Genomic DNA, 24245 nt, shown 5'->3' on the forward strand with positions numbered 1-24245 from the left:
CGCGACTCTCTACACCTTAGCGTCTTACCGGAGTCATCCCATGCACGACAGCCCCCTGCGCGGCCGCCGCATCCTGGTGGTCGAAGACGATTATTTGCTGGCCGAATCGCTCAACGATCTATTGGCCGAGGCCGGTGCCAAGGTGGTGGGGCCGGTGGGCAACGTGCCCGAAGCACTGTCATTGGTGACATCGGGGATCGGCATCGATGGCGATCTGCTGGATGTCAACGTGCGCGGCCAGGCGGTGTTCCCGGTGGCCGATGCGTTGCTGGCGCGTGGCGTGCCGTTTTCGTTCTGCTCCGGCTACGACCGCTACACGCTGCCGCAACGGTATGCGCATCTGTCGTACTGCATGAAGCCCTACAACCCGCGCACCATCACCACGCTACTCAGCCGCCAGCAGGCGCCCGTCGAACATCACTGATCGGCCGTATCCGGCGCGGTTTCTACGGGCGGCTGCAGCGCGCGTTCTTCTTCGCCCAGCTGATTGAGCAGCTCCACCGCGGACTGGTGCGCGGTGCGCAGGGTGTCCAGCGGTTTGGAAGGGGCTTCCGCGCGCAGCGAATACAGCGCGAAGCCCATCACATTGAGCCGGTTACGCAACTGATGCATGAGCTCGCGGCGACGCAGGTGGGCCGCATCGCTCACGCGTTGTCCTTGTCGCTCAGGCGGTTGTGCAGGGTGCGCACGCTGATGCCGAGTTCGCGCGCGGCCGCCTTCTTGTTGTAGCGGGTGCGTGCCAGCGCCGCTTCGATCATGGCGTCTTCGGCCTGGCGCATGGTCCAGCCGGCCGGAATCAGCAGCCCGTCTTCGTCGGCCTGCGGCACGGTCTGCTCCACCTCGGGTGCGACGAGCAGGTCGCCATCGGTGCGCAGGTACAGGTAACGGATGAACGAGCGCAGCTCGCGCACGTTGCCCGGCCAGGTGTGGTGGGCCAAATAGCGCAACAGCGATTTGGTGGGCAACTTGCGCTTGCCGTAGGTGGCGTTGAGCTCGTCGATCACGCGCAGGCCGAGCAGGCGCGCATCGCCGCGGCGCTCGCGCAGGGGCGGCACCTGGATCGGGTATTCGTTGAGTCGATAGAACAGGTCCTCGCGCAGCACCGCCTGGTCGCGCTGCACGCGCTGGTGGGTGGCGGCCACCACGCGTGCATTCAAGGAAATCTCCTCGCTGCCGCCCACGCGCATGAAGGTGCGCGACTCGATCGCCCGCAGCAGGTACACCTGCAGGCGCATCGGCATCTCGCCGATTTCGTCCAGGAACAGCGTGCCGTCGGCCGCCTGTTCCAAAAAGCCCGCATGGCGGCGGTCGGCACCGGTGAAGCTGCCGCGCTCGTGGCCGAACAGCTCGCTGGCCAGCAGTTCTTCCGGAATCGCGCCGCAGTTGACCGGCACAAAGCGCCCGCGGCGCCCGGACACGCGGTGGATGGCGCGCGCCACCAGGTCCTTGCCGGTGCCGGTTTCGCCGGTCACCAACACGTTCAAATCGGTCGGCGCCACACGCACGATGTCCTTGCGCAACGCTACGATGCTGTCGCTGTTGCCGACGATGCCCAGGTTGCCCTGCTGCGCCTCACGCAGCCCGCCCAGCACCCGCTCCAGACGCTCGGGGGCGAACGGCTTGGTGAGGAACTCGCTGACACCGAACTGATGCGCACGGCCTTGGGTCTCGCGCGCGTAGTCGCCGGACACCACCACGATCTGCGGAGTGTGGTCCGGGTCGAGCCGCTCGATCAGGTCGAAGCCGCTGCCGTCGGGCAGGCCGACGTCGACCACCAGCAGATCGGGGAAGTTGCTGTCCAGCCAATGGCTGGCTTCGCCAAGCGAATGCATCCCCTTGGCGCGGAAGCCGCTATCGGTGGCCAACTCCACCACCTGATCGCAGAACTCCACGTCGTCGTCGATGATGGCGCAGGAAAGACGGTCCATAGGCGCTTCTGTCCGCAATGACTAGTACATGTTCGGTTGAAAATTGTGACGACGGCGCGAAGATCGCAGCCTGTCATCCCCCGATCCTTCACCCGCTGACAGCGGAACCATCCCACGCTTGCCCCGGTTGCGGCTAGAGCTCGCCACACCGCCTTCGGACGTTCGCCGGCCACAGCGGGTTCTACCAGTGCCAAGCGTCATGGTCCGGCCCGGTCGGCGTGCCAATCCCGCACACGCGCCAAGTACTGCAAAGGGTTGGGCCTGAGCGACCGCGAGAATCTGCGGCCGGTGGCACGGAGCCATGGATCAGCTCGGTTGATTCAGAACGAAGCGGCAAGGATGCCAGCGGAGTCAGCGGCAGCCAATGCATCGTGACGCATCGGACTGAACCCTTCATGGGCTCCCGCCCGGGCGACTGACTTACCCACAAATTACGCACCGCGTGTCAGCACCATGTGTAGAAACCGCTCACGTGCACCTGCGCGCAGGCTGCCAACACTGAGGCGACACAGGTGATGAGGTGTCCCATGAATGCACTCTCGGCGCAGCCACGCACTGCGCATCCGCGTGCAGATGTGCAGGCGGAACTGGCCCACTGGCGTGCCGAGCACCGCCGTGGCGAGCTTGGCTATTACCCGTTCGACGGCATCCCGGAGGCAACCATCCGCGCGGTCTGCGATGCCTGGAATGCGCATCCCCAGCTGACCGACCAGCAGGCGATTGCCGCCGTGCGCGACGCGTTGTGCCTGACGCCGGGCTCGATGAACGCGGTTCTGGCGGACTGGCTGGCCCCGCGCTGCCTGCGCCATCTGCGTCGTGCTTGAACACGCGACGCGACAGCGCCCGGTAGCGCGCGAACGCCGATCTGTGCAGCCGATCACGGTCGCGCCTGGCCTGGGCGCGGACCCTGTTCGCGCAGTGTTGCGTCAGCGCGGCGTACCTGCGCGCCAGGCGGGCGTGATGCCGGCTGCGGTGCCAGCTGCACTCAGCCAGCGTGGTTGCTTGCTGCGTGCGGCCTGTGCCGGCGTCGCACGCAGCGGGGCCGGTGCGGCTGGCCTGCCCGCGCCTGCCCAGCCCGCCCTCTAGGGAGATGTCTGTGGACGCGTTGCTGCTTTCCCGCATCCAGTTTGCGTTCGTGATTTCGTTCCATGTGCTGTTCCCCGCCTTCACGATCGGGCTGGCCAGCCTGTTGGGGTTTCTGGAATGGCGCTGGTTGCGCAGCCACGACGACGTATGGAAGCGCCTGTATTTCTTCTGGCTGCGGATCTTCGCGGTGTCGTTTGGCATGGGCGTGGTCAGCGGCATCGTGATGGCGTTCCAGTTCGGCGCCAACTGGCCGGAGCTGAGCCGCATCGCTGGCGGGGTGATCGGCCCGCTGCTCAGCTATGAAGTGCTCACTGCGTTCTTTCTGGAGGCGAGCTTCCTCGGCGTGATGTTGTTTGGCTGGGGGCGCGTGTCCGAGCGGCTGCATTTTTTCGCCACCTGCATGGTGGCCCTGGGCACGTTGGTGTCCACGTTCTGGATCCTCTCGTCCAACAGCTGGCTGCACACCCCGCGCGGCTTCAACATGGTCAATGGCGTGGTGCATCCGGTGGACTGGCTGCAGATCATCTTCAACCCGTCGTTCCCGTACCGGCTCACCCATATGGCGCTGGGCTCGTTCATCACCACCTGCTTTGTGGTGGGCGGCGTGGGCGCGTACTACCTGCGCAAGCGCAAGCATGTGGACGCGGCGGCGCTGATGCTGCGGCTGGCGGTGGCGTTTGCCGCCATCGTGTTGCCGATCCAGGTGTTGGTGGGCGACCAGCACGGGCTCAACACGCTGGAACACCAGCCGATGAAAGTGGCGGCGATGGAAGCGCACTGGCACAGCGATGGCGACGGCAATGGCGTGCCGCTGGTGGTGTTCGGCGTGCCCAATGCCGAGGCCGAGCGCAACGATTACGAAGTGGCGATCCCACGCCTAGGCAGCCTGATCCTGACCCATTCGCTGGATGGCGAAATCGCCCCGCTCACCTCGGTGCCGCGCGAGGAGCGCCCGCCGGTGGCGCCGGTGTTCTTCGCATTCCGCATCATGGTGGGCCTGGGCATGGCCATGCTGGTGCTGGCCTGGATCTCGGCCATTGCGTGGTGGCGCGGACGGCTGCACGCGCGCCCGCTGATCATTGCCTGGAACCTCATGTTACCGGCCGGCTTCATTGCGCTGGTGGCCGGGTGGTTCGTCACCGAGATCGGCCGCCAACCGTATGTGGTGTACGGGCTGCTCCGCACGGCCGATGCGATGGGCCCGCAATCGACCGCGATGGTGGCGGTGTCGCTGGCGGTCTACCTGGCCGGCTATGCCTTCGTGTTCGGCTGGGGTATCTGGTACTTGGCCAAGCTGATCCGCACCGGCCCGCAACCGCGAGGCGATGGCCCGGACGTGGCCAGCGGCGAACACACGCCTGCGCGGCCGTTGTCGGCGGCCGATGAATCCCTGGAACAGGAGCACGCGCCATGGACCTGAATTACTGGCTGCCGGTGGTGTGGTTCGGCGTGATCGGCTTCGGCGTGCTGATGTACGTGGTGCTGGACGGCTTCGTACTGGGGCTGGGCATGCTGGCACCGTTTGCGCGCGACGAGCAGGAAGTGGACCTGATGATGAACACCGCCGCGCCCATCTGGGACGGCAACGAGACCTGGCTGGTGCTTGGCGGGGCCGGGCTGTTTGCGGCGTTCCCTACCGCGTATGCAGTGATCCTCTCCGGGCTGTATCTACCGGTGCTGTTGATGGTGATGGCGCTGGTGTTTCGCGGCGTGGCGTTTGAATTTCGCTTCAAGGCGCATCGCTCGCGGCGGCTGTGGACGCTGTCGTTCATTGGCGGCTCGATGCTCACCGCCTTTGCGCAAGGCATCATCCTGGGCGCATTGGTGGAAGGCATGGCGTTGGACAACGGCCGCTACGTCGGCGGCGTGTTCGGTTGGTTCAGCCCGTTCACCATCCTCACCGGGGTGGCGCTGGTGTTCGGTTATGCGTTGCTCGGCAGCACCTGGTTGATCCTCAAGACCGATGGCCGCACCCACGAACTGGCGCGCCAGCTCACCCGCCCGCTGGTGGGCGTGGTGGTGGCCTTCATGGTGCTGGTGAGCGCGTGGCTGCCGTTCTTGAGTTCGCACGTGATGGCGCGCTGGTTCGAGCACGGCAACTTCTGGTGGCTGTCGCCGATCCCGGTGATCACCGCGGTGGTGGCGATGCTGCTGTGGCGCGCCGGCAATACCTCGCGCAACCACGCCTCGCCATTCCTGTTGACCCTGGCGATCTTCGTGCTGGGCTTCATCGGCCTGGTGCTGGGCATGTGGCCGTACCTGGTGCCGCCGAGTTACACCATCTGGCAGGCGGCGGCGCCACCGTCATCGCAGATCTTCCCGATGGTGGGCTTGATCGTGCTGCTGCCGCTGGTGCTGGGCTATACCGCGTGGTCGTACCGGGTGTTCCGCGGCAAGATCGCTGCGGATGTGGGCTACCACCATCATTGATGCTGAAGTGCGCGTTGCATTCCCGCGACATGAAAAACGCCCGCGCGATGCGGGCGTTGTTATTTGCACCGATGCGCGGCGGTCAACGCCGCTCGGACCCGTCCGGACGTTCGTAGTCGTGCTCTGGGTCGGCCTTGTTGACGTCACGGTCTTCATCGGGCATGTCGTGCTCCTTCCATTTGACGTCCTCGTTGCGCCGCTCTTGCGGCGTGAACGGCTTCTTCTGGTCGTCTTCCGGACCCCACGGTTTTTTTGGTTCGGTCCCCATATGCACTCCGCTCTGGACACAGTGTCGTTGTGCTCAACGCTAGGCACGCGCGCATTGCCGAAGGGTGAAGGTGCAGCAGCGTTACGTGAAGGCAGCGCCCCTCATCCACCGGTCTGGGAATTCGGTGCGGCCACCGGCTTGGATTGCGGCGAGTCCTTCTGACGCAACCAGATGGTCAGCACCACCAGCGAAAACACCGCCAAAAATTCGCTCTGCCAGTTCTGCATCGACTCGAACCAGAACGCGGCATCGGTGAAGTGCTGCAGCAAACTGATCGGCGGCAGCCCCTGCTGCGCGCGCTCGGCCAGTTCCAGCCGCCAGCTTCCCAGCAGATGCAGCACAAAGCTCAGCAGGAACAGCACACCGAAGGCGATGGCCAGCGAGTGCTCGTACAGACGCAACCACAGGCCGCCCTTGCGCACCGGCCACGGGGTGCGGCCCGGCGCAATCTCGCTCGTTTCTTCATCAGGATCGAGCGGCCGCGATTCGGCCGAGCCCACCTGGCGCAGCTTGACGGTGAGCAGCACATACATGCCCATCTGCAGGAATTCGCTTTCCCAGTTTTCAAACAACGCAGAGACGAAGTGCCCGCTGCGCAGGTACTGGCCCAGCGTCAGGGTTGCCTGGCCCAACTGTGCCAGTTCCTCGTTATAGGCATGCAACCCCGCATACACCTGGGCGGCGATAAACAGCAGCGTCAGCCCAAGCAGACACAACGACAAACCATGACGACGAAAGATCATCTGTACGCTCCTCTGATACCGAAAGTATTCGAGCAAGCACAGCAAAAACGCATGAATACTGCGTGGTGAACCGCCGCAATCAGCAGCGAGTGAGTGCCGCGCGGCGGTGTGCGTAGCCAACACACATCGCGGCGACATCGCCTATGCCCGATATTTACTTCTGCGTGGCCACACTGACCGTCCAGCTTCCTTCCCCGTCAGGAGATCACCATGCCCGTGCCCAACTACCCGCGCCCGCCATTCAAGCCGCAGCAGCAAGGCTTCCCCGGCAAGACCGACAAGATGGACCCGCGCCCGGATCACGGCGAAGACAGCTATGTGGGCCACGGGCAGCTGAAAGGTAAACGCGCGTTGATCACCGGTGGCGACAGCGGCATTGGCGCCGCCGTGGCCATCGCTTACGCACGCGAAGGCGCGGATGTGGCCATCGCCTTCCTGCCGGATGAGCAGGAAGACGCATCACGCATCGGTGCGTTGATCGAAAAAGCCGGCGTGCGCGCACTGCTGGTGGGTTGCGACATCAGCGACCCCAACCAGGCTGCGTCCTTGATCGACAAGGTCAACAGCGAATTCGGCGGGTTGGACATCTTGGTCAACAACGCCGGCTACCAGAAGTACTTCCAAAGCTTCGAAGAAATCACCCTGGACGAGTGGCGCAAGACCTTCGATACAAACGTGCATGCAGTGTTCAACCTGGTGCGCTTGTCGGTGCCGTTGATGAAGGACGGCGGTTCCATCATCAATACCGCTTCGGTGCAATCCAAGAAGCCCACGCCAAACATCCTTCCCTATGGCGCAACCAAGGGTGCGCTGGCCAATCTCACCATCGGCCTGGCCGGCGTGCTGGCCGAAAAGCAGATCCGCGTCAATGCGGTGCTGCCGGGCCCGATCTGGACACCGTTCATTCCCGCCGGCATGGACGAAGAATCGGTGGAAAGCTTCGGCTCGCAAACGCCGATGGGCCGCCCCGGCCAACCAGTGGAGCTTGCATCGGCCTACGTGATGCTGGCCTCCGATACCGCCAGCTACACCTCCGGCACCTTGCTCACCATCTCCGGTGGCGCGGTCACGCTCTGACCAACACAGCGTATCCGCGTTCTACAACGCCACTCACTCGAGTGGCGTTTTTGTTTGAGCATCACTGCAGATGCGCGCACATCAGACACTGCATCTGGCAGCCACGTCCGTGCGTGATTTTCCGGTCAAGGCCGCACTCGCGCTGCGCATACTTGCTGTTGCGTTTCTTCTAACGGCGCGATCCATACCGTAGACACCACTGGATCGTGATGCATGACCTCTTCCGCGTTGCCACTTCTTGCCGCAGGCACCACGCGGCGGTGAAGCAGTGCGCCTTGGGAATCAGGGCCATCACACATGCGCACCCGGACGTGCGATCCGGCGCAGCACGCGCCACTGGCTAGCTCGCGCGCCCGCGCCCCCACAAGGCCCACAGCAATGAGAATCCTGGTCACCGGCGGTACCGGCTACATCGGCTCCCACACCTGCGTTGAATTGGCGCGGCGCGGGCATGAAATCTGCATCGTCGACAATCTGAGTAATTCATCCGAGCGCGTGCTCGATCACCTGGCCCACCTGATTGGCGCGCGCCCGGCATTTCATTGCATGGACGTGCGTGCGCCCGAGCTTGCCGAGCTGATGCAGCGCGAGCGGATCGAGGCGGTGATCCACTTCGCCGCGCTCAAGGCGGTGGGTGAATCGGTGCGCGAGCCGCTGCGCTACTTCAACAACAATGTCACCGGCACGCTGGCGCTGCTGCGTGCGATGCGCAGCGCGGGGGTGGCCAACCTGGTGTTCAGTTCGTCCGCCACCGTGTACGGCGACGAGAACAGCAGCCCGATCGAGGAACACGCGCCGTTGAAGGCGATCAACCCGTATGGGCGCACCAAGCTGATGATGGAAGAAATGATCGGCGACCTGAGCGCGGCCTGGCCGCAATTCAACGCCGCACTGCTGCGCTACTTCAACCCGGTGGGTGCGCATCCCAGCGGATATCTCGGCGAAGACCCGCGTGGCGTGCCGAACAATCTGATGCCGTACATCGCCCAGGTGGCAGTGGGCCGCCGCGATGCGCTGCAGGTGTTCGGCGACGACTACCCCACCCCTGACGGCACCGGCGTGCGCGACTATCTGCACGTGATGGATCTGGCGCGCGCGCATGTGGATGCCATCGAGTATCTGCACCACGAGCGCCAGGGGCTGGTGGTCAACCTGGGCACCGGCCGGGGCCACAGCGTGCTGGAAGTTGCCGCCGCATTCGAGCGGGCCAGCGGGCGGCGTATTCCGCTGCAGTTTGCACCGCGGCGCGATGGCGACGTGGCGGTGTATTACGCCAGCACCGCGCTGGCCAACCGACTGCTCGGCTGGAAGGCGCAATACGACCTGGAGCGCATGTGCGCCGATACCTGGCGCTGGCAGTCGCTGCATCCGGAAGGCTATGCGCAATCGCGCCTGGTGCGCCCGCGCGCCACCGCGCCGATGGGCGAACGCGTGGCGCCGCTGCGCAAGCTGCTGCCCGGCAGCGATGGGCGCCGCCGTCACGAGCCCGCACGTGCCTTGCTGCCCGCACACGGGCATTCCGGCGCCTGACGCGCCACTCCCCTTCCCCCGATCGAGGACCTTGCATGAGTTGGGCTGGACACTTTCAATACGACATCGGCAAGAGTCGCCGTGCCGTGCCATCGGCGACCACACCGCAGTTCGATGCCACACGCCCGACCCTGCTGTGCCTGTCGCACCTGCGCTGGAGTTTTGTCTACCAGCGCCCGCAACATCTGATGTCGCGCTTTGCGCAAGACGCCAACCTGCTGTTCTGGGAAGAACCCATCGCCTGCGACGAGCCCGAGCCCTGGCTGCAGGTGCGTGGCGAAGAAGGCGGCGTGCAGGTGCTGGCGCCGCGGCTGCCGGCCGGCTGCGACGGCGACGCCGCCACGCAGGTGCAGCGCCAGTTGCTGGACGGCTACCTGGCCGAGTTGGGCGTGCGCGATCTGGTGTTGTGGTACTACACGCCAATGAGCCTGCGCTTCAGCGATCACCTGCAGGCGCACACGGTGGTCTACGACTGCATGGACGAGTTATCCGCCTTCCGTGGCGCGCCGCCGGAGCTGGTGCAGCGCGAACGCGAGCTGTTGCAGCGCGCCGATGTGGTGTTCACCGGTGGCTATAGCATCTGGGAAGCCAAGCGCGCCCTGCACGCCAACGCACACCCGTTCCCGAGCAGCGTGGACGTGGCGCATTTCGCCGCTGCGCGCACTGCGCAGGACGACCCACCGGATCAGGCCGACATCCCGCACCCGCGCCTGGGCTTCTACGGCGTGATCGATGAGCGTTTCGACGTGGCCTTGCTGGGTGAGATTGCCGCGCAGCGCCCGCAGTGGCAGTTCGTGATGATCGGCCCGGTGGTGAAGATCGACCCGGCCGAGCTGCCGCGTGCCAGCAACATCCATTACCTGGGCGGCAAGACCTACGACGAACTCCCCGGCTATCTCTCCGGGTGGGACGTGGCGTTGATGCCGTTCGCGTTGAACGCCTCCACGCGCTACATCAGCCCGACCAAGACGCCCGAATATCTGGCGGGCGGCTGCCCGGTGGTGTCCACGCCCATCCACGATGTGGTGCGCACCTACGGCGATACCGATGTGGTGCACATCGCCGAGACCCCGGCTGCATTCATCGCCGCCTGCGAGGCCGCGTTGCAGGACAGCGCCAACCGCGACCAGCTGCTGGAACGCGCCGACGCGGTGCTGGGCGATATGTCCTGGGATCACACCTACGATTTGATGAAGGAGAAGATCACATGGACACCCTGAAGGCTTCCGGCGGCGCACCACTGGCCACCGAGCGCAGCGGCAGCAGCCGCCGGCGTGGTTTCGATTACCTGATTGTCGGCGCCGGCTTTGCCGGCAGCGTGCTGGCCGAACGCCTGGCCGCCGGCCTGGGCAAGCGCGTGCTGGTGGTCGACCGCCGTCCGCACATCGGCGGCAACGCCTACGACTTTCACGACGATGCGGGCGTGCTGATCCATCGCTATGGGCCGCACATCTTCCACACCAATGCGCAGCGCATCGTGGACTACCTGTCCAACTTCACCCAGTGGCGGCCGTACGAACACCGCGTGCTGGCGCAGGTGGGCGAGCAGCAGGTACCGATCCCGATCAACATGACCACCTTGAATGCACTCTACGGCCTGCAGCTGCGCAGCGAAGAAGAAGCCGCCGCCTTCCTGGCCAGCCGCGCCGAACCGGTGGCCGAGATCCGCACCAGCGAAGACGTGGTGATCAACCAGGTGGGCCGCGAGCTGTACGAGACCTTCTTCCGTGGCTATACGCGCAAGCAGTGGGGGCTGGATCCCTCGCAGCTGGACAAGTCGGTGACCTCGCGCGTGCCCACCCGCACCAACGACGACGACCGCTACTTCACCGACACCTTCCAGCAGATGCCGCTGCACGGCTACACGCGCATGTTCGAACGCATGCTCGACCACCCCAACATCAAGGTCATGCTCAACACCGACTACCGCGAGATCCGCGACGAGCTCGACTACGACCAGCTGGTGTACTGCGGGCCCATCGACGAGTACTTCGACTATTGCTACGGCAAGCTGCCGTACCGCTCGTTGAAGTTCGAACACAGCACCGTGGACCAGGAGCAGTTTCAGGCAGTGGCCACGGTCAACTACCCTGCCGAGGAGGTCGCCTACACCCGCATCACCGAGTACAAGCATCTCACCGGCCAGCAGCACCCCAAGACCAGCATCACCCACGAATACCCGTCTGCCGAGGGCGACCCGTACTACCCTATTCCGCGCGCGGAAAACGCCGAGCTGTACCGGCGTTACGAGCGGCTTGCCGCGGAAACGCCTAACGTCACCTTCCTTGGCCGGCTGGGCACCTACAAGTACTACAACATGGACCAGGTGGTGGGGCAGGCACTGGCCTTGTACAAGCGCATCGAAGATGCCGAGCACAAGCGCCGCGCCGAACTCGCCGCATGAGGCATGACCGCACCAACCGGCAGCCACTTGCTGCCGGCCAGTGGTTTGACGATGCGACGTGGCTCCGGCGCGCGTCGTGCAGCAGGATGTGAGATGCATACCCCCACAGTGTTCGACAGTTTCTTCATGGCCGGTTTCGAGTGCTCGACCCATCGCCGCCGCGATGGCCGCCGGCTCGATCTGATTGCCGGCACCCGGCACGACCGCTGGGCGGCCAACGACTACCGCGCGGTGGCCGCGCATGGCTTGCGCACCGTACGCGATGGGCTGCGCTGGCATCTGATCGAGCAGCGGCCCGGCCACTACGACTGGTCCAGCTTCCTGCCGATGCTGCATGCGGCGCAGGCCACCGGCACCCAGGTGATCTGGGACCTGTGCCATTACGGGTGGCCGGATGATGTGGATATCTGGCGCCCGCAGTTCGTGGAGCGCTTTGCACGTTTCAGCGCTGCGGTGGCGCAGTGCGTCAAGAACGAAACCGACGCGGTGCCGGTGTATGCACCGCTCAACGAGATTTCGTACTGGGCCTGGGCGGGTGGCGATCAGGGCCGCATGCATCCACTGGCGCGCGGGCGTGGCTTCGAGCTCAAGCACCAACTGGTGCGCGCGAGCATCGCCGCGATCGAGGCGGTGCGCAGCGTGGAGCCGTGCGCGCGCTTCGTGCAGGTGGACCCGGCGATCCATGTGGCCGCGTCCAACGACCGCCCCGGGCCACGGCGCGAAGCCGAACGTCTGCGGCAGGCGCAGTTCGAAGCCTGGGACATGCTGTGCGGCACGCAATGGCCGGGACTGGGCGGCGCGCCACAGTACCTGGACATGATTGGCGTGAACTACTACTCCAACAATCAGTGGTATCTGGGCGGGGCCACCATCGCGGCAGATTCGCCCGACTACCGCCCGTTCTCGGAGATGCTTGGCGAGATCTGGCAGCGCTATCAACGCCCGATCGTAGTGGCAGAAACCGGCGCCGAAGGCGACCACCGCGCCCGCTGGCTCGATCATGTGGGCGGCGAAGTGGCGCTGGCGCTGCAGCGTGGTGTGGCGATGGAAGGCCTGTGCCTGTATCCAGTGCTCGACTACCCCGGCTGGGAGAACAACCGTCACTGCCCCACCGGGCTGCTCGGCTACGCCGATGCGGCCGGCGAGCGCGAGGTGCATGCCGAACTGGCCGCGCAGCTGCGCCACGAACAGGTGCGCTTCGGGTTCTCCGCACCACAGTTTGCCCTGGACGACATCGCCACATGAGTACCGCCGCCGCCGCGCAATCGGAGTTGCTGCCGGCCAGGCCGGCACGTTTTCTGTGGCACTACATCTGCCAACGTCCGTGGCACTTCGGTGGGCTGCTGGTGTTGATCATCGGCGCGGCCGGCTGCGCGGTCGCGGTGCAGTACGGCATGAAGCTGCTGGTGGATGCCATGTCCACCGATCAGCGCACCCAGGCCGATGTGTGGACACCGCTGGGCCTGTTCATCGGGTTGATTGCGGTGGAAAACCTGTTCTGGCGGCTGGGCGGCTGGTTGGGTTGCCGCACCGTGGTGGCCAGCGTAGTGGATATCCGGGTGGACCTATTCCGCCATCTCACCGGCCACCCGATGCGCTATTTCACCGAGCATTTTGCCGGTGCGCTGGGCAACCGCATCACCGCCTTGGGCACCGCGGCCGGGCAGATCTATGGCGGCCTGGCGTGGAAGATCCTGCCGCCCATCGTCGACTTCATCGGCGCCATCGTGGTGTTGTTCACCGTGGACTGGCGCATGGCCGCCACCTTGATCGGTTTTGTGGCGGTGGTGGCCGCGATCATTACCGGCTTCGGCATCCGCGGCCGTGCCAAGCATCAGAGCTTTGCCGCGCAGGCCGCACGCGTGGGCGGCGAGCTGGTGGATGCGGTGTCCAACGTGTGGACGATCAAGGCCTTTGCCGCACGCGACCGCGAGAGCGCGCGCCTGGCGCAGGAGATCGGCCACGAGGCGGTCGCGCACCGCCGAAGCTGGATGTATGTGGAAAAAGCCCGCGTCATCCACGACATCTGCCTGTCGATCATGGCGGGCGGCATGCTGATCTGGGCGATCAGCGCCTGGCGCGGCGGCGCGGTGAGTGCCGGCGATGTGGTGCTGGTCAGTGCCTTGACCTTCCGCATCCTGCACGGCTCACGCGACCTGGCATTGACCCTGGTCGACACCACGCAGCAGCTGGGCGCCATCGCCGATACCTTGCAGATCATCCTGCAGCCGCACGCCCTGCCCGATGCCGATGCACCGCTGGCGCTGGCCGAAGGCGACGTGCGTTTTGAAGGCGTGCGCTTTGCCTACCCGGACCGCCCTGCGGTGATCGAGGCACTGGATCTGCACATTCCCGCCGGGCAGAAGGTGGGCATCGTTGGCCCATCCGGCGCCGGCAAGTCCACGCTGATCGCCTTGATCCAGCGGCTGGATGATGTGGAATCGGGCCGTGTGTTGATCGACGGCCAGGACATCCGCAGCGTGAGCCAGGACAGCCTGCGCGACCGCATTGCCGTGGTGCCGCAGGAAACGGCGCTATTCAACCGCAGCATCGCCGACAACATCCGCTACGGCCGCCCGGAAGCCAGCGATGCCGAGGTCCACACTGCGGCACGGCACGCCTTCTGCGATGGCTTCATCCGCGAACTGCCGCAGGGCTACAACACGCTGGTTGGCGAGCGCGGCGTGATGCTGTCGGGCGGCCAGCGGCAACGCCTGGGCATTGCGCGTGCGTTCCTCAAGGACGCCCCGATCCTGATCCTCGACGAAGCCACCTCCGCGCTGGACACCGAATCCGAGGCAGAGATCCAGTCCGCACTGGACCACCTGATGCGCGGCCGCACGGTACTGGCGGTGGCCCACCGCTTGTCCACGGTGATCGGCTTCGATCGCATCGTGGTGCTGCAGGACGGGCGCATCGTCGAAGACGGCAGCCCGGCCGAACTGCGTGGACGCGGCGGCGTGTTCGACAGCCTATGGCAACGCCAGGCGGCGGGCTTCGAACAGCCGGTGGCGGAAGATGCGTGAGGGGCGGTATGGCTGCGCGCAGGCTTGCGTTGCTGAGCTTTGCGGGGCTTGAAGTAGACCTGCGTTTTTGAGAAACGTGGCAGCAGCGCAAGCCTACTTCCGGGGCGTGGCGCTCGGTACACGCAGACACAGTTGGATCACTCAGCGAGACGAAGCGGCCTCAGTTAAGACGAGGCGGCACAGGCAGGATGCGAATGCGAATGCGAATGCGAAACGTTGCCCTGCCATCTCCGCCTTCGGGCAGCTACTCAAACATCAGCGAGTGCTGCTCGTAGCCCACCAGGGGACTGAGCGACGAGGGGGCCATGAAGAATTGATGCCGCGTCGGCCCGGACAGAGCTTCCGCGATTTAATGCGCGCAGCTGCCAGCTACGGGGCGCGCTGCCTGCTCTTTGGGTCGGTCCAGGTATCTGACGACACCACGCTAAGCCACCATCAGAATCACAACAGCGCAGCAAATCGTCACGCAGCCAAGCACAGGGCGAGTGCCGGTATGCGGCAATCTCTCATGACTTTGGTGGTCGAACGAACACGAGGATGTAAAAGGGGAAACAAGCACCTTCGTAGCTTGTGGTACCTACGCACGTGCAGTGATCTGGATGCAATCGATGCCCTCGAATGCGATCTGCCTACGCGAAAAGAACAAGGGCGACCGTGGCCGCCCTTGCTTCCCATCACTTCCACTACTGATCAACTCAGCAGGCACCCGGTCACACACACCTACAGTTCGGCTAGGCGCAGCCTGCGGTCAGGTATCAGGCTACCTCAATGCGGCGGCCGATAATCCCGCAGCTTGGTGGTGACGTTGCCGACCTCCTCAACCGCAGCCCGCAGATCGTCTTCAGACATCCCCAGTTCGCGGGCCCAATACTGCAGCTCCCATTCCTCGCTGATGCTCACGTGTTCCATGTCGGTGGGTTTGCGGTTTGCGTCTGCTGTGCTCATTGGCGTATTCCGTTGGCGTATGTCTGCCAGGTGCGCTGGTGGTCAGATCAATGCGTCTGCGTGCGCTTGGCCTTGAGCCCGCGCGCATGCTCCAGGTGTTCGGCAATCATGTCGCGCTCGCGCTTGAGCTCCTTGCCCAGGTCGCTGGAGCCCGGCTCGCTGCTGACCTGCGCGTCCAGCACGGCGAGCGCCTTTTCATGACTGATCACCGATGCCTGCAGGTATTCGCGCTCGAACTCCTGTGCATGCAATCCGTCCAGACGCTTGCGACCGGTTTCGAACTGGGCAAGCGTGGACTTGGCCTGCGCACTGCTGCGATCCGGCCCGAAGCGGCTGAGGTCGGTGAGTGCGGCGCTGTGCGCCTGGTCCATCTTGCGGGCGAACTCCAGCACCTCGCCAACCGCGCCCTTGGTGACGGCCAGCTGCGCCAGGGTGCGCTCTTGCTCGTGGAACACCGACAACGCACCGAGCGCCTGCAGCGTGCTGCGTATCGCGCTGGGCGTCATTCTGCAGGGCACCGCGCAGCGGGTCGCCGTGCGGCGGCGTGCTGCCGTCCTGCTGCGTATCGCCCTGCTGCGTATCAGTCGCCAACCCCTGGCGGCGCTGCCAGGCCTTGTAGGCGATGACGCCCACGGCGCCGGCGGTCACGAGCTTCAAGATGCTTCCCATTGCGGTCTCCTGCAGAGTGTGGATTGTTGAAGATGGCCAGCGGCGCGAGCTGCTTACAGCCACCGTGCGAGTCGATCCAGCCTGCGAGCGGCGGGGTTAGCCACGCGTGACCTGCGCATCAACACCGCGTCGCTGCGCGTGCGCGTCCACATCACACGCACGCGCCGTGCTGAGGTTTTTAACGCCGCCCCATCAACACTGCGTGCGTTGCCGCTGACCGCCGGCCCTCACGGAGAACTGCATGCTCGCCCTCAACTATCACGGCTCGCGCGATGTGCGGGTTGAAACGGTACCCGACCCGTTGCTGGTGGAACGCGACGACCTGATCCTGCGGGTGACCGCCACCGCGATCTGCGGTTCGGACCTGCATCTGTATCACGGCAAGATTCCCGACCTGCGCCCTGGCGACATTCTCGGCCACGAATTCATGGGTATCGTGGAAGAGGTGGGCCCGGATGTCACCGCAGTGCGTCCGGGCGACCGTGTGGTGATTCCGTTCGTGGTGGCGTGCGGCCAGTGCTTCCACTGCCTGCTGCAGGAATTTTCGGCCTGCGAAACTACCAACACCGGCAAGGGTGCGGCGCTCAACCACAAAGACATGCGCCCGCCTGCGGCATTGTTTGGCTTCAGCCATCTTTATGGCGGTTTGTCTGGTGGGCAGGCGGAATACGTGCGCGTACCCAAGGCCAACGTCGGCCCGCTGGTGGTGCCCGATGCCCTGCACGATGAGCAGGTGTTGTTCCTCTCCGACATCCTGCCCACCGGCTACCAGGCGGTGGTGGACGCAGGCGTCAAGCAGAGGTCCACCGTGGCCATCTTCGGCGCTGGCCCGGTCGGCCTGATGGCCGCGGCGTGCTGCCGCATGCTGGGCGCCGAACGGGTGTTCATGGTCGACCGCCACGCCTACCGGCTGGACTTCGCATCACGCACCTACGGTGTCATCCCGATCAACTTCGACGAGATCGACGACCCGGCCGACATCATCGTCTCGCAGACCGATGGCCGCGGCGTGGATGCCAGCATCGAGGCAGTGGGGTTCGAAGCCGAAGGCAGTGCGCTGGAAACCGCGTTGACCACCTTGAAGCTGGAAGGCAGCAGCGGCGTGGCGTTGCGCCAGTGCATCGCCGCCACCCGCCGCTGCGGCACGGTGAGCGTGCCCGGCGTGTATGCCGGTTTCATCCATGCCTTCATGTTTGGCGATGCGTTCGACAAGGGGCTCACCTTCAAGATGGGCCAGACCCACGTGCAGAAGCACATGCCCTACCTGCTGGAGCGCATCGGCAATGGCGAGCTCAAGCCCAGCGCCATCATCTCGCACCGGTTGCCGCTGGCCGAGGCCGCGCGTGGCTACGAGGTGTTCGACAAGAAGCAGGACGATTGCCGCAAGGTGGTGTTGACGCCCTGATCGGCACACGCATCCTGCAGGAACGACAACGGCGCGGTCCCCGAGGGCCGCGCCGTTGTCGTTCCTGCACTTGATGCTGAGTGACGCGTACAGCGCGCGTGGACTGCTTTAGAGCTACCAACAAAACGTAGCGCGCAGTCTTCAGGTGGGTGCGAGGGCGCGGAGGAACCGGCGTGTACGGGGGTACCTGCCGATTCCGAGCACCGGCCGCGCCCGCCTGGCTGCTGCGCGGTCGTTTGGATAGCGGCGCTTAGTCCGGCGCCTTGGCCGGTACGAACGGCGAGACCGGATCGCTGGCCGGGAAAGTTTCTTCCACCGCTTCGTCCTGGCGTTCGTCCTGCTTTTTTTCCTCCTCGTGCGCCTGCTCGTGCTGCGTGTTGGCGGCGTGCGTGGACGGGGTCGAATGGGATGTACTCATGGGGTTCTCCTGCAGGGCGGGTAGACAGACCCGCGTACTCGCACACGCTACGGCCGTGCATCGCCGATGGCAGTGAAAACCGCCTTCGCATGTGCTGCACAAACACAACGCGTTGCCGATTGGCTGGAGCGTGGCGCTTGGCATCGCCGCACTCTCGGTACGAGGCGATGGACGCAGCTGGCCTTGCTCGCACGATGCAGATCGACATCGGGACCCTGGCCGGCGCACTGCATGCGGAGCATGCAGACACAGGACGCTGTTGAGTGCTGCATCTTTCGATCGGCACCCAAAGCGATCAGCGGTAGTGCCATCTACATCCACGCCAATGCGCGGCCTAACGTGTCTGATACAGCTGCCGCCCGGGTACGGTTCACACCCGGATACGCCCAGGGTGTATGGTGCAAGGGCGGCCGGAGTCCGGTGTCGCCTCCTCATCTTTCTGGCCTTTTCCATCAAGAATCTCTGCGAACGCTGCGACGCCGTCTGTTGCCGGCTCACCGTCCTGGTCGATCCAACCGACCGCATCCCACACCATCTGACCAGCGTGACACCGGAAGGTTGGCACGTGATGGCGCGCGACGAGGAAGGCTGGTGCGTGGCCATTGATGCCGCGCGCATGTGTTGCTCCATCTACGAAACGCGCCCGGCGATCTGCCGTCGCTTCGTCATGTCCGGGCCGTATTGCCGCGACGTGCGTGCCACCTACGACGATCAACGCCGGCGGGGCATTCCCTTGACGCTCTACAACGCATGAGGATTTGCGATGAATAATTCCCGCCGCCAGTCGATGACCGTCAGCAACCAGCCGGGCAAGCCGCGTTTGTCCGAACAGCGCCTGGCCGCCGATCTGGAAGAATTCCACAAGTCCGGCGGTGCGATCGAGCGCCTGGGCGACACGCCGCTGCGCCGTGAAAAGAAGCGTGGCGCGCCGGAGACCCCGGCTGCAGCAGCTGCGCCCGCCAAGGCCGCCGCGGACGCGGACACGGAATAAGCACGCCGCAAGACGACAGCCGGCCAGGCGCCGCTGTCGTGCCGTATGCGCTTTGCGGTTGAGGCGAGCAGTCGCTGTGCCTACCGATGCATCTGCTGCCTGCGCCGCACCACTGCCGCGCACGGCGCCTGTCACCAACATCAAACGTTGATCATCGCTGCAGGCTGTGCCGTTTCTGCTAGACGAGCCGGCCAGCGGGAAATCCGCTGCACTTGGCACGGCCAGGGCAGGTAGAGCAGCTCAACGTCATCAAGCGCATTGCGGGCAAACAGTCGCGCAATGACCAAGCGAAACCTCAACGACAACGGCTGCAGCAATCGAACGCTTGCGCTGCGGAATGCCGGGTCGAACAGCGCCCTGCCCGCTTGGAGCGGCTAACAAAACGTAGCGAGCAGTCGTCAGGTGGGTGCGGACGGCGCGGAGGAACCGGAGTGTACGGGGGTACATGCCGATTCCGAGCACCGGCCGCGCCCGCCTGGCGGCTGCGCAGTCGTGTTGATAGCTGCTCTTAGTCCTCCTGCCGCCGCAGCACCAGATACCGCCGCCAGTGCACGCCCAGCGCGTCATGCACGTCGCCTTCGGGCATCGAATCATGTGGGCAGGCCAGATTGAGTTCGTGCCGCCAGTGGATGCCGAACTCGCCGCCGGGCCACGGTGAAATCTGATACCCCTCGGGGATCAACAATTCCGGCGCCGAATCGGCCTGCAGCGTCTGCCCATCCTGCGGGCCGCCCACCAGATGCAGACGCACGCACCCTTCTTCTTCATTCACGACCGTACTCCTCAACATGGCGGGACTGGTCGCATCCAGCGGGTTGGGGCGGCGCGCTGCGCAAACGGAAGCATGCAATGGCAACGGTGCACTGCACGGTTGCCAGACGACGCCCCGACTGGCAGTGCTCGTGTTTCCACCAGCGCGTGCCATCGATTGCATGGAGTCTAGAAGCAGGCGCCGCAGGCAGAGCGTGAACACTGCGGCAGCGTGGAGTGAGCCGTGTAGCGGCAGCGCGCATGGCGCTACGCCATAGCGCCATGCGCGCTCAGCGGATTACAACAGCTGCGCGCGGCCGACCGCGCCGAGACCTTGTGCCAGCGCAGCCATTTCGTTGGCCAGCGCGATGACGTCGCCACCGGCCTGTGCGGCGGTGGTCATGATGCGTTGATAAGCGTCCCAGAAGTCCGGTCCACTGCCATAGGCGTCGTGGAACCCTTGCAGCTCCAAGACCAGCAGATCGGACACTTGCATGTCAGAGCGGTCCATTGTGTTTACCTCGTTGGGGAATGTCCCCGGCCCGCAGCTTATACCCGTTCACCTTACAAAACCGGGTCCACCAGGCGACAGCGGCGGCGAACCTGAATCGGTTAAATTGCTGGCGTCGCGTGGCCTGAAACAGTGTGTCTGCGGCCGCCAACACCGCGATTCTGCAGCGCTTTTTGACACGGAGGACACATCCGCAGCAGAGCATGTCCATCCGCATTATCCAAATGCATTGTTGACGCTGCAGGCGCACTCAACTGTGGAACCAGTTGCATGGCCAGCAGGCACGCTCGCATCTGCTCGTAGTGCGAGCACTCGCGATACGCGCTGCAGCTTCCCAAGCTACGGCTCTACTCTCGAACCGCCTGGCCACGCATCTGCGTTTGGAATGAACGAATTTCCCGCTTCAAGTGCGTTGGCGAGCACCCTACTTGCCCACTCAAATGCAGCACGTCTAAACCCCGGTCAGGCGGGTGTGCCAGGACTGCTTCTTGCGGCGTCTTCGTTGCAAGACAGCTCCGGCAACACCTGTGACCGACCCAGATCACGACGCAATCAGCTCACTGCGCACTGCCGCAGCACACCACGCGCAACCACCACTCATCCCGCACGCCGGGGCAGTTGCGCCAACAACTTGTCCAGCGTAATCGGGTAGTCGCGCACGCGGATGCCGGTGGCGTTGTAGACCGCATTCGCCAGCGCCGGCGCCACGCCGGTGAGCCCCAGTTCGCCCACGCCTTTGGCTTTCAACGGCGACATGGTCGGGTCCACCTCGTCGATGAAATGCGCCTCCAGATGCGGGATATCCGCATGCACCGGCACCTCGTAACCGGCCAGGTCGTGATTGACGAAAAATCCCAGCCGGGTGTCCACCACCATGTCTTCCATCAACGCCGCACCCACGCCCATCACCATGCCGCCGATCACCTGGCTGCGTGCGGTCTTGGGATTGAGGATGCGCCCGGCCGCGCACACCGCCAGCAACCGGCGCACGCGGATTTCGCCGGTGTCGGCATCCACCGCAACCTCGGCGAAATGCGCGCCGAAGGTTTGCTGCGCGTACTGCTGTTTGAGCGTGCCGAACTCCATCGCGTCTTCGGCCACCAGCTCGCCGCCGGCGGCCGCCTGCGCCAGCGCAATGGAACGCGGGCCGGCGTGCACCTGGCCGTCGGCAAAGCGGGCCTGGTCCACCGGCATGCCCAGGCGCTGCGCCACCGTCGCGCGCAACTGCATGCAGGCGGCATACACGCCGGCAGTCACCGAGGCGGCACCTTGCTGCCCGCCGGAACCGGGCGTTTCCGGAAAGCTGGAGTCGCCCAGCCGCACCACCACCTGGTGCAACGGCAGGCCGAGCAGCTCGGCCGCGGTTTGCGCCACGATGGTGTAGCTGCCGGTGCCGATGTCGGTCATGTCGGTTTCGATGGTCAACGTGCCGCTGCGGTCCAGCCGCGCACGCGCAGCGGCCTTGGAGATCGGCGCGCCGCGAATGGCCGCAGCCATGCCCATGCCGATCAACCAACGGCCGTCGCGCACGCTGGCCGGCGTGGGGTTGCGTCGCGACCAGCCGAAGCGCTGCGCGCCGCTGCGCAGGCACGCGATGAAGGGCCGCGTGGAGAACGGCCGCTGCGGCTGTTCCGGGTCCACCTGGGTGTCGTTGACGATGCGCAGCTGCACCGGGTCCATGCCCACGCGTTCGGCCAGTTCGTCCATGGCCACCTCCAGCGCCATCATCCCCGGCGCCTCGCCGGGCGCGCGCATGGCATTGCCTTCGGCCAGGTCCAGCACCGCCAGCCGCACCGCGGTCATGCGGTTGGCGCCGGCGTAGAGCGCGCGCGTGGACAAGGGGGTGGGCTCGCTGCGGCCGCCGCGCAGATTGCCGGACCAGCTTTCATGGCCGATCGCGGTGAGCCGCCCGTCGGCGCCGGCGCCCAGCCGCAGGCGCTGGATGGTCGCCGGCCGGTGGATGGTGCTGTTGAACATCAGCGGGCGCTGCAGGGCCAGCTTGACCGGCCGCCGGGTGATGCGCGCGGCCAGCGCCGCCAGCACCAGATCCGCCTGTGCGGTGCCCTTGCCACCGAAGCCGCCGCCGATGAACGGCGACAGCAGCCGGATGCGCTCCTTGGGCATGCCCAGCGCCTTGCCCAGGTCGCGCGTGCCCCAGTTCATCTGCTGGATCGCGGTGTGGCAGATCAGCTGCTCGCCTTCCCAGCGCGCGATGGTGGCGTGCGGCTCCAGCATCGCGTGCGCCTGGTCGGGCGTGCGAAAGGTGGCATCCACGGTGAACGGCGCGGCGGCATAGGCGGCGGCGAAGTCGCCCTGGGCGGTCTGTGGCGGCCCGCCGAACGGCGCCTGTGGCGCCACCGGGGCACTGGCCTGCTGGGCGGCGAGGTCGTAGTGGCCGCGCTCACGCGCGTAGCGCACCCGCACCAGCGCCGCACCGGCGCGGGCCTGTTCAAAGCTCTCGGCCACCACCACCGCCACCGGCTGATGGTAGTGGTCCACCTGCGGCGCGGCCAGAAACCGCTGCACATAGAAGTCGCCGGTGCCCAGCGCGGGCACGTTCTGGTGGGTGAGCACCGCGATCACCCCGGGCGCGGCGAGTGCGGCGGCAGTGTCCAGTGCGGTGATGCGCCCCTTGCCGATCGCCGCGCCGAGAATGTAGCCGTAGGCCATCTGCCCGGGCTGGTCATGCCATTCATAGGCGTAGTGGGCCTGCCCGGTCACCTTGAGCGGCCCGTCCACGCGATCGACCGGCTGGCCCAGCACTTTGAGCTGGTCGGCGGGCGTGGCGCCTGCGGGGGTGTCGAACTTCATGTGGGTGCTCCTGAGGGGGACGGGCGGGCGGCGCGCCACCGCGCGCCTGGGCGCTGGCAAGGGCCTGGCACTGCCAGATCGGCCTGAATCAGCCGGCGCACGCGGCGGCTCGGACAGCCGCCAATGCCTACCCGTTTGTAGCAAACGCAGGCGCCGCCCGGAGCTCGTTTCCCGGCATGGGGTCATGAACAGGCCTCATGAATCGGCCGGATGCAGGCGCTGCGGGCAAGGCTGCCTCTCCCTGCAGCCATTGCCCGCGCTGCGACCGGCAAAGCTTGCATGGTCAAGCAGCCGCCTGGAGGAAAGCCCATCCCCTCCCATCCCCCTCCCATCTCCCCGCGATCTCCCCGCGCCCCGACGAATCCCGATTCCCCATTCCCGATTCCCCATTTCCCATTCCCGACTCCCCATTCCCCCTCCATGAACGCCACCGCCCGCCGCAGCGCCCGCCCGCCCAGGCAAAGGGAGCGGCTGTCATTCCCGTGTAAAATGCGCGGTCTTTGACCGGAAGAATGGCGAAAGCTCCTCCACGGGCGCCCCTCTCGGGCCCGGCGTTCATTCGCCTGCTCGCTCGCCTCACCGACGTCCACGTCGCGCAGTCCAACCACGCGCTGGCCGATCGGCTGAGCCAGTGGATCGACTGGACGCGCGCCGTTGCCGTGTCCAAGGCACTGGACGGCAAGCTGCCCGACGCCGAAACGCTGCCCGAGGTGAACGCCATCGGTGCCGACGACTGCGCGCGCCTGCGCGCCACCCTGGCCACCAGTTGCGTGACCGAGCTGGACACGCTGCTCACCCGGCTGCGCAGCGAGGCCCGCGCCGCCGCGGCCGCAGGCGCCCCCGCACCACTGGCCGACTACGCACCGTTCCGGCAGCACTACCTGGCCATGCAGCGCGGCATGCGCAGCACCACCGGCGATTTGCGCGGCCGGCTGCGCGACATGCTGGCGCAATCGGGCAACGGCGAGATGGCGCGCCTGGCCGAAGTGGACGCGGTGATGGAACTCACCCTCAGCCCGCGCGAGCAGAGCCTGCTGGCCACCGTGCCCACCCTGCTCGGCACCCATTTCGAACGCCTGCGCGCGGCCCACCACCCCGCGCAGGACACCGACACCGCGCCAGCACGCCCCGGCTCGGATGCCTGGCTGGACGTGTTCCGCAACGATTTGCAGAGCGTGTTGCTCGCCGAACTGGAAGTTCGTTTTCACCCTATCGAAGGCCTGCTTGCAGCGCTTCGCACCCGCTAATTGGGA

23 protein-coding genes, 2 other RNA genes and 1 pseudogene are annotated in these 24245 nt (G+C 65.6%); 14 read left to right on the forward strand and 12 right to left on the reverse strand.

What is annotated here, in order from left to right; all coding sequences use genetic code 11:
- Positions 1-40: 40 nt before the first annotated feature.
- The gene (locus XCC_RS19100) at positions 41-424 is read left to right on the forward strand and encodes a response regulator (protein WP_011038770.1); all 384 of its coding nucleotides are present in this window, start codon (positions 41-43) and stop codon (positions 422-424) included.
- Here XCC_RS19100 and XCC_RS19105 read toward each other — a convergent pair.
- Together XCC_RS19105 and XCC_RS19110 are read right to left on the reverse strand one after the other, a co-directional pair.
- Positions 418-612 carry a hypothetical protein gene (locus tag XCC_RS19105; protein WP_011038771.1) on the reverse strand — a complete coding sequence of 65 codons (195 nt, stop codon included), beginning with the start codon at positions 610-612 and terminating at the stop codon, positions 418-420. The two genes, XCC_RS19100 and XCC_RS19105, sit on opposite strands and share 7 nt — an antisense overlap.
- A gap of 32 nt (positions 613-644) precedes the next feature.
- Positions 645-1928 carry a sigma-54-dependent transcriptional regulator gene (locus XCC_RS19110; protein ID WP_019238018.1) on the reverse strand — a complete coding sequence of 428 codons (1284 nt, stop codon included), beginning with the start codon at positions 1926-1928 and terminating at the stop codon, positions 645-647.
- A 527-nt stretch (positions 1929-2455) separates the two neighbouring features.
- Here XCC_RS19110 and XCC_RS19115 point away from each other — a divergent pair.
- The 3 genes from XCC_RS19115 to cydB all read left to right on the forward strand — a co-directional run bounded on the left by XCC_RS19115 (position 2456) and on the right by cydB (position 5444).
- Positions 2456-2752: a hypothetical protein gene (locus XCC_RS19115; protein WP_019238019.1), complete on the forward strand. Its 297-nt coding sequence runs from the start codon at positions 2456-2458 to the stop codon at positions 2750-2752.
- Positions 2753-3024: 272 nt separating this feature from the next.
- On the forward strand, positions 3025-4434 hold the full coding sequence (locus XCC_RS19120) for a cytochrome ubiquinol oxidase subunit I (RefSeq protein WP_011038774.1): 1410 nt from the start codon (positions 3025-3027) through the stop codon (positions 4432-4434).
- Entirely contained in the window at positions 4425-5444 is a 1020-nt protein-coding gene (cydB, locus tag XCC_RS19125) for a cytochrome d ubiquinol oxidase subunit II (RefSeq protein WP_011038775.1), read from the forward strand. Before XCC_RS19120 ends, cydB begins: the two co-directional genes overlap by 10 nt.
- A gap of 82 nt (positions 5445-5526) precedes the next feature.
- Here cydB and XCC_RS19130 read toward each other — a convergent pair whose 3' ends face one another.
- Complete coding sequence (locus XCC_RS19130; RefSeq protein ID WP_012439371.1) at positions 5527-5712, reverse strand: hypothetical protein; 186 nt, start codon at positions 5710-5712, stop codon at positions 5527-5529.
- A 101-nt stretch (positions 5713-5813) separates the two neighbouring features.
- Entirely contained in the window at positions 5814-6455 is a 642-nt protein-coding gene (locus tag XCC_RS19135) for a DUF6766 family protein (protein ID WP_019238021.1), read from the reverse strand.
- A gap of 210 nt (positions 6456-6665) precedes the next feature.
- Here XCC_RS19135 and XCC_RS19140 point away from each other — a divergent pair, with 210 nt between their 5' ends.
- The 6 genes from XCC_RS19140 (at position 6666) to XCC_RS19165 (ending at position 14492) form a co-directional block, all read left to right on the forward strand.
- Complete coding sequence (locus XCC_RS19140) at positions 6666-7532, forward strand: glucose 1-dehydrogenase (protein WP_011038778.1); 867 nt, start codon at positions 6666-6668, stop codon at positions 7530-7532.
- 378 nt (positions 7533-7910) lie between these two features.
- The gene (gene galE, locus XCC_RS19145) at positions 7911-9062 is read left to right on the forward strand and encodes a UDP-glucose 4-epimerase GalE (protein WP_011038779.1); all 1152 of its coding nucleotides are present in this window, start codon (positions 7911-7913) and stop codon (positions 9060-9062) included.
- Between the two features lie 35 nt (positions 9063-9097).
- Complete coding sequence (locus XCC_RS19150) at positions 9098-10282, forward strand: glycosyltransferase family 1 protein (RefSeq protein ID WP_011038780.1); 1185 nt, start codon at positions 9098-9100, stop codon at positions 10280-10282.
- A complete protein-coding gene (gene glf, locus XCC_RS19155; RefSeq protein WP_011038781.1) occupies positions 10270-11466 on the forward strand; it encodes a UDP-galactopyranose mutase in 1197 nt (398 codons plus the stop codon). The genes XCC_RS19150 and glf overlap by 13 nt, the downstream gene beginning before the upstream one ends.
- Positions 11467-11559: 93 nt before the next feature.
- Positions 11560-12711, forward strand: a complete 1152-nt coding sequence (locus XCC_RS19160; RefSeq protein WP_011038782.1) for a beta-glucosidase — start codon at positions 11560-11562, stop codon at positions 12709-12711.
- A complete protein-coding gene (locus XCC_RS19165) occupies positions 12708-14492 on the forward strand; it encodes an ABC transporter ATP-binding protein (protein ID WP_011038783.1) in 1785 nt (594 codons plus the stop codon). Before XCC_RS19160 ends, XCC_RS19165 begins: the two co-directional genes overlap by 4 nt.
- Positions 14493-15257: 765 nt before the next feature.
- On the opposite strand, the gene XCC_RS19170 is transcribed toward XCC_RS19165, so the two are convergent.
- Entirely contained in the window at positions 15258-15437 is a 180-nt protein-coding gene (locus XCC_RS19170; protein WP_012439379.1) for a DUF3606 domain-containing protein, read from the reverse strand.
- Between the two features lie 47 nt (positions 15438-15484).
- Positions 15485-16106, reverse strand: a pseudogene (locus XCC_RS19175) (DUF4142 domain-containing protein).
- Between the two features lie 241 nt (positions 16107-16347).
- Between XCC_RS19175 and XCC_RS19180 the strand changes: the two are divergent.
- Complete coding sequence (locus XCC_RS19180; protein WP_011038786.1) at positions 16348-17511, forward strand: zinc-dependent alcohol dehydrogenase; 1164 nt, start codon at positions 16348-16350, stop codon at positions 17509-17511.
- Between the two features lie 115 nt (positions 17512-17626).
- On the opposite strand, the gene XCC_RS19185 is transcribed toward XCC_RS19180, so the two are convergent.
- Both XCC_RS19185 and XCC_RS22150 read right to left on the reverse strand, forming a co-directional pair.
- A non-coding RNA gene (locus XCC_RS19185) (sX9 sRNA) lies at positions 17627-17700 on the reverse strand.
- A 61-nt stretch (positions 17701-17761) separates the two neighbouring features.
- A complete protein-coding gene (locus XCC_RS22150) occupies positions 17762-17929 on the reverse strand; it encodes a hypothetical protein (RefSeq protein WP_011270031.1) in 168 nt (55 codons plus the stop codon).
- Positions 17930-18431: 502 nt separating this feature from the next.
- Between XCC_RS22150 and XCC_RS19190 the strand changes: the two genes are divergently transcribed.
- Together XCC_RS19190 and XCC_RS19195 are read left to right on the forward strand one after the other, a co-directional pair.
- A complete protein-coding gene (locus tag XCC_RS19190) occupies positions 18432-18683 on the forward strand; it encodes a YkgJ family cysteine cluster protein (protein ID WP_029217180.1) in 252 nt (83 codons plus the stop codon).
- Positions 18684-18692: 9 nt separating this feature from the next.
- Positions 18693-18920 carry a hypothetical protein gene (locus tag XCC_RS19195; RefSeq protein ID WP_011038789.1) on the forward strand — a complete coding sequence of 76 codons (228 nt, stop codon included), beginning with the start codon at positions 18693-18695 and terminating at the stop codon, positions 18918-18920.
- A gap of 372 nt (positions 18921-19292) precedes the next feature.
- On the opposite strand, the gene XCC_RS19200 is transcribed toward XCC_RS19195, so the two are convergent.
- The 4 genes from XCC_RS19200 to paoC form a co-directional block, all read right to left on the reverse strand.
- A non-coding RNA gene (locus XCC_RS19200) (sX9 sRNA) lies at positions 19293-19367 on the reverse strand.
- Between the two features lie 61 nt (positions 19368-19428).
- Positions 19429-19692, reverse strand: a complete 264-nt coding sequence (locus XCC_RS22500) for a hypothetical protein (protein WP_014506433.1) — start codon at positions 19690-19692, stop codon at positions 19429-19431.
- Positions 19693-19968: 276 nt separating this feature from the next.
- Positions 19969-20181 carry a hypothetical protein gene (locus XCC_RS19210; protein ID WP_011038791.1) on the reverse strand — a complete coding sequence of 71 codons (213 nt, stop codon included), beginning with the start codon at positions 20179-20181 and terminating at the stop codon, positions 19969-19971.
- A 597-nt stretch (positions 20182-20778) separates the two neighbouring features.
- Positions 20779-22992 carry an aldehyde oxidoreductase molybdenum-binding subunit PaoC gene (gene paoC / locus XCC_RS19215; protein ID WP_011038792.1) on the reverse strand — a complete coding sequence of 738 codons (2214 nt, stop codon included), beginning with the start codon at positions 22990-22992 and terminating at the stop codon, positions 20779-20781.
- Between the two features lie 512 nt (positions 22993-23504).
- Here paoC and XCC_RS19220 point away from each other — a divergent pair.
- A complete protein-coding gene (locus XCC_RS19220; protein WP_011270032.1) occupies positions 23505-24239 on the forward strand; it encodes a DUF3348 domain-containing protein in 735 nt (244 codons plus the stop codon).
- Positions 24240-24245 lie beyond the last annotated feature (6 nt).

The organism is Xanthomonas campestris pv. campestris str. ATCC 33913, from assembly GCF_000007145.1.
Lineage (GTDB): Bacteria > Pseudomonadota > Gammaproteobacteria > Xanthomonadales > Xanthomonadaceae > Xanthomonas > Xanthomonas campestris.

Excerpts from the sequence above, each read along its gene's own strand:
- XCC_RS19100 (WP_011038770.1), top strand. The coding sequence starts at position 41 with ATGCACGACAGCCCCCTGCGCGGCCGCCGCATCCTGGTGGTCGAAGAC.
- XCC_RS19105 (WP_011038771.1), bottom strand. The coding sequence starts at position 612 with ATGCATCAGTTGCGTAACCGGCTCAATGTGATGGGCTTCGCGCTGTAT.
- XCC_RS19110 (WP_019238018.1), bottom strand. The coding sequence starts at position 1,928 with ATGGACCGTCTTTCCTGCGCCATCATCGACGACGACGTGGAGTTCTGC.
- XCC_RS19115 (WP_019238019.1), top strand. The coding sequence starts at position 2,456 with ATGAATGCACTCTCGGCGCAGCCACGCACTGCGCATCCGCGTGCAGAT.
- cydB (WP_011038775.1), top strand. The coding sequence starts at position 4,425 with ATGGACCTGAATTACTGGCTGCCGGTGGTGTGGTTCGGCGTGATCGGC.
- XCC_RS19130 (WP_012439371.1), bottom strand. The coding sequence starts at position 5,712 with ATGGGGACCGAACCAAAAAAACCGTGGGGTCCGGAAGACGACCAGAAG.
- XCC_RS19135 (WP_019238021.1), bottom strand. The coding sequence starts at position 6,455 with ATGATCTTTCGTCGTCATGGTTTGTCGTTGTGTCTGCTTGGGCTGACG.
- XCC_RS19140 (WP_011038778.1), top strand. The coding sequence starts at position 6,666 with ATGCCCGTGCCCAACTACCCGCGCCCGCCATTCAAGCCGCAGCAGCAA.
- galE (WP_011038779.1), top strand. The coding sequence starts at position 7,911 with ATGAGAATCCTGGTCACCGGCGGTACCGGCTACATCGGCTCCCACACC.
- XCC_RS19150 (WP_011038780.1), top strand. The coding sequence starts at position 9,098 with ATGAGTTGGGCTGGACACTTTCAATACGACATCGGCAAGAGTCGCCGT.
- glf (WP_011038781.1), top strand. The coding sequence starts at position 10,270 with ATGGACACCCTGAAGGCTTCCGGCGGCGCACCACTGGCCACCGAGCGC.
- XCC_RS19160 (WP_011038782.1), top strand. The coding sequence starts at position 11,560 with ATGCATACCCCCACAGTGTTCGACAGTTTCTTCATGGCCGGTTTCGAG.
- XCC_RS19165 (WP_011038783.1), top strand. The coding sequence starts at position 12,708 with ATGAGTACCGCCGCCGCCGCGCAATCGGAGTTGCTGCCGGCCAGGCCG.
- XCC_RS19170 (WP_012439379.1), bottom strand. The coding sequence starts at position 15,437 with ATGAGCACAGCAGACGCAAACCGCAAACCCACCGACATGGAACACGTG.
- XCC_RS19180 (WP_011038786.1), top strand. The coding sequence starts at position 16,348 with ATGCTCGCCCTCAACTATCACGGCTCGCGCGATGTGCGGGTTGAAACG.
- XCC_RS22150 (WP_011270031.1), bottom strand. The coding sequence starts at position 17,929 with ATGAGTACATCCCATTCGACCCCGTCCACGCACGCCGCCAACACGCAG.
- XCC_RS19195 (WP_011038789.1), top strand. The coding sequence starts at position 18,693 with ATGAATAATTCCCGCCGCCAGTCGATGACCGTCAGCAACCAGCCGGGC.
- XCC_RS19210 (WP_011038791.1), bottom strand. The coding sequence starts at position 20,181 with ATGGACCGCTCTGACATGCAAGTGTCCGATCTGCTGGTCTTGGAGCTG.
- paoC (WP_011038792.1), bottom strand. The coding sequence starts at position 22,992 with ATGAAGTTCGACACCCCCGCAGGCGCCACGCCCGCCGACCAGCTCAAA.
- XCC_RS19220 (WP_011270032.1), top strand. The coding sequence starts at position 23,505 with ATGGCGAAAGCTCCTCCACGGGCGCCCCTCTCGGGCCCGGCGTTCATT.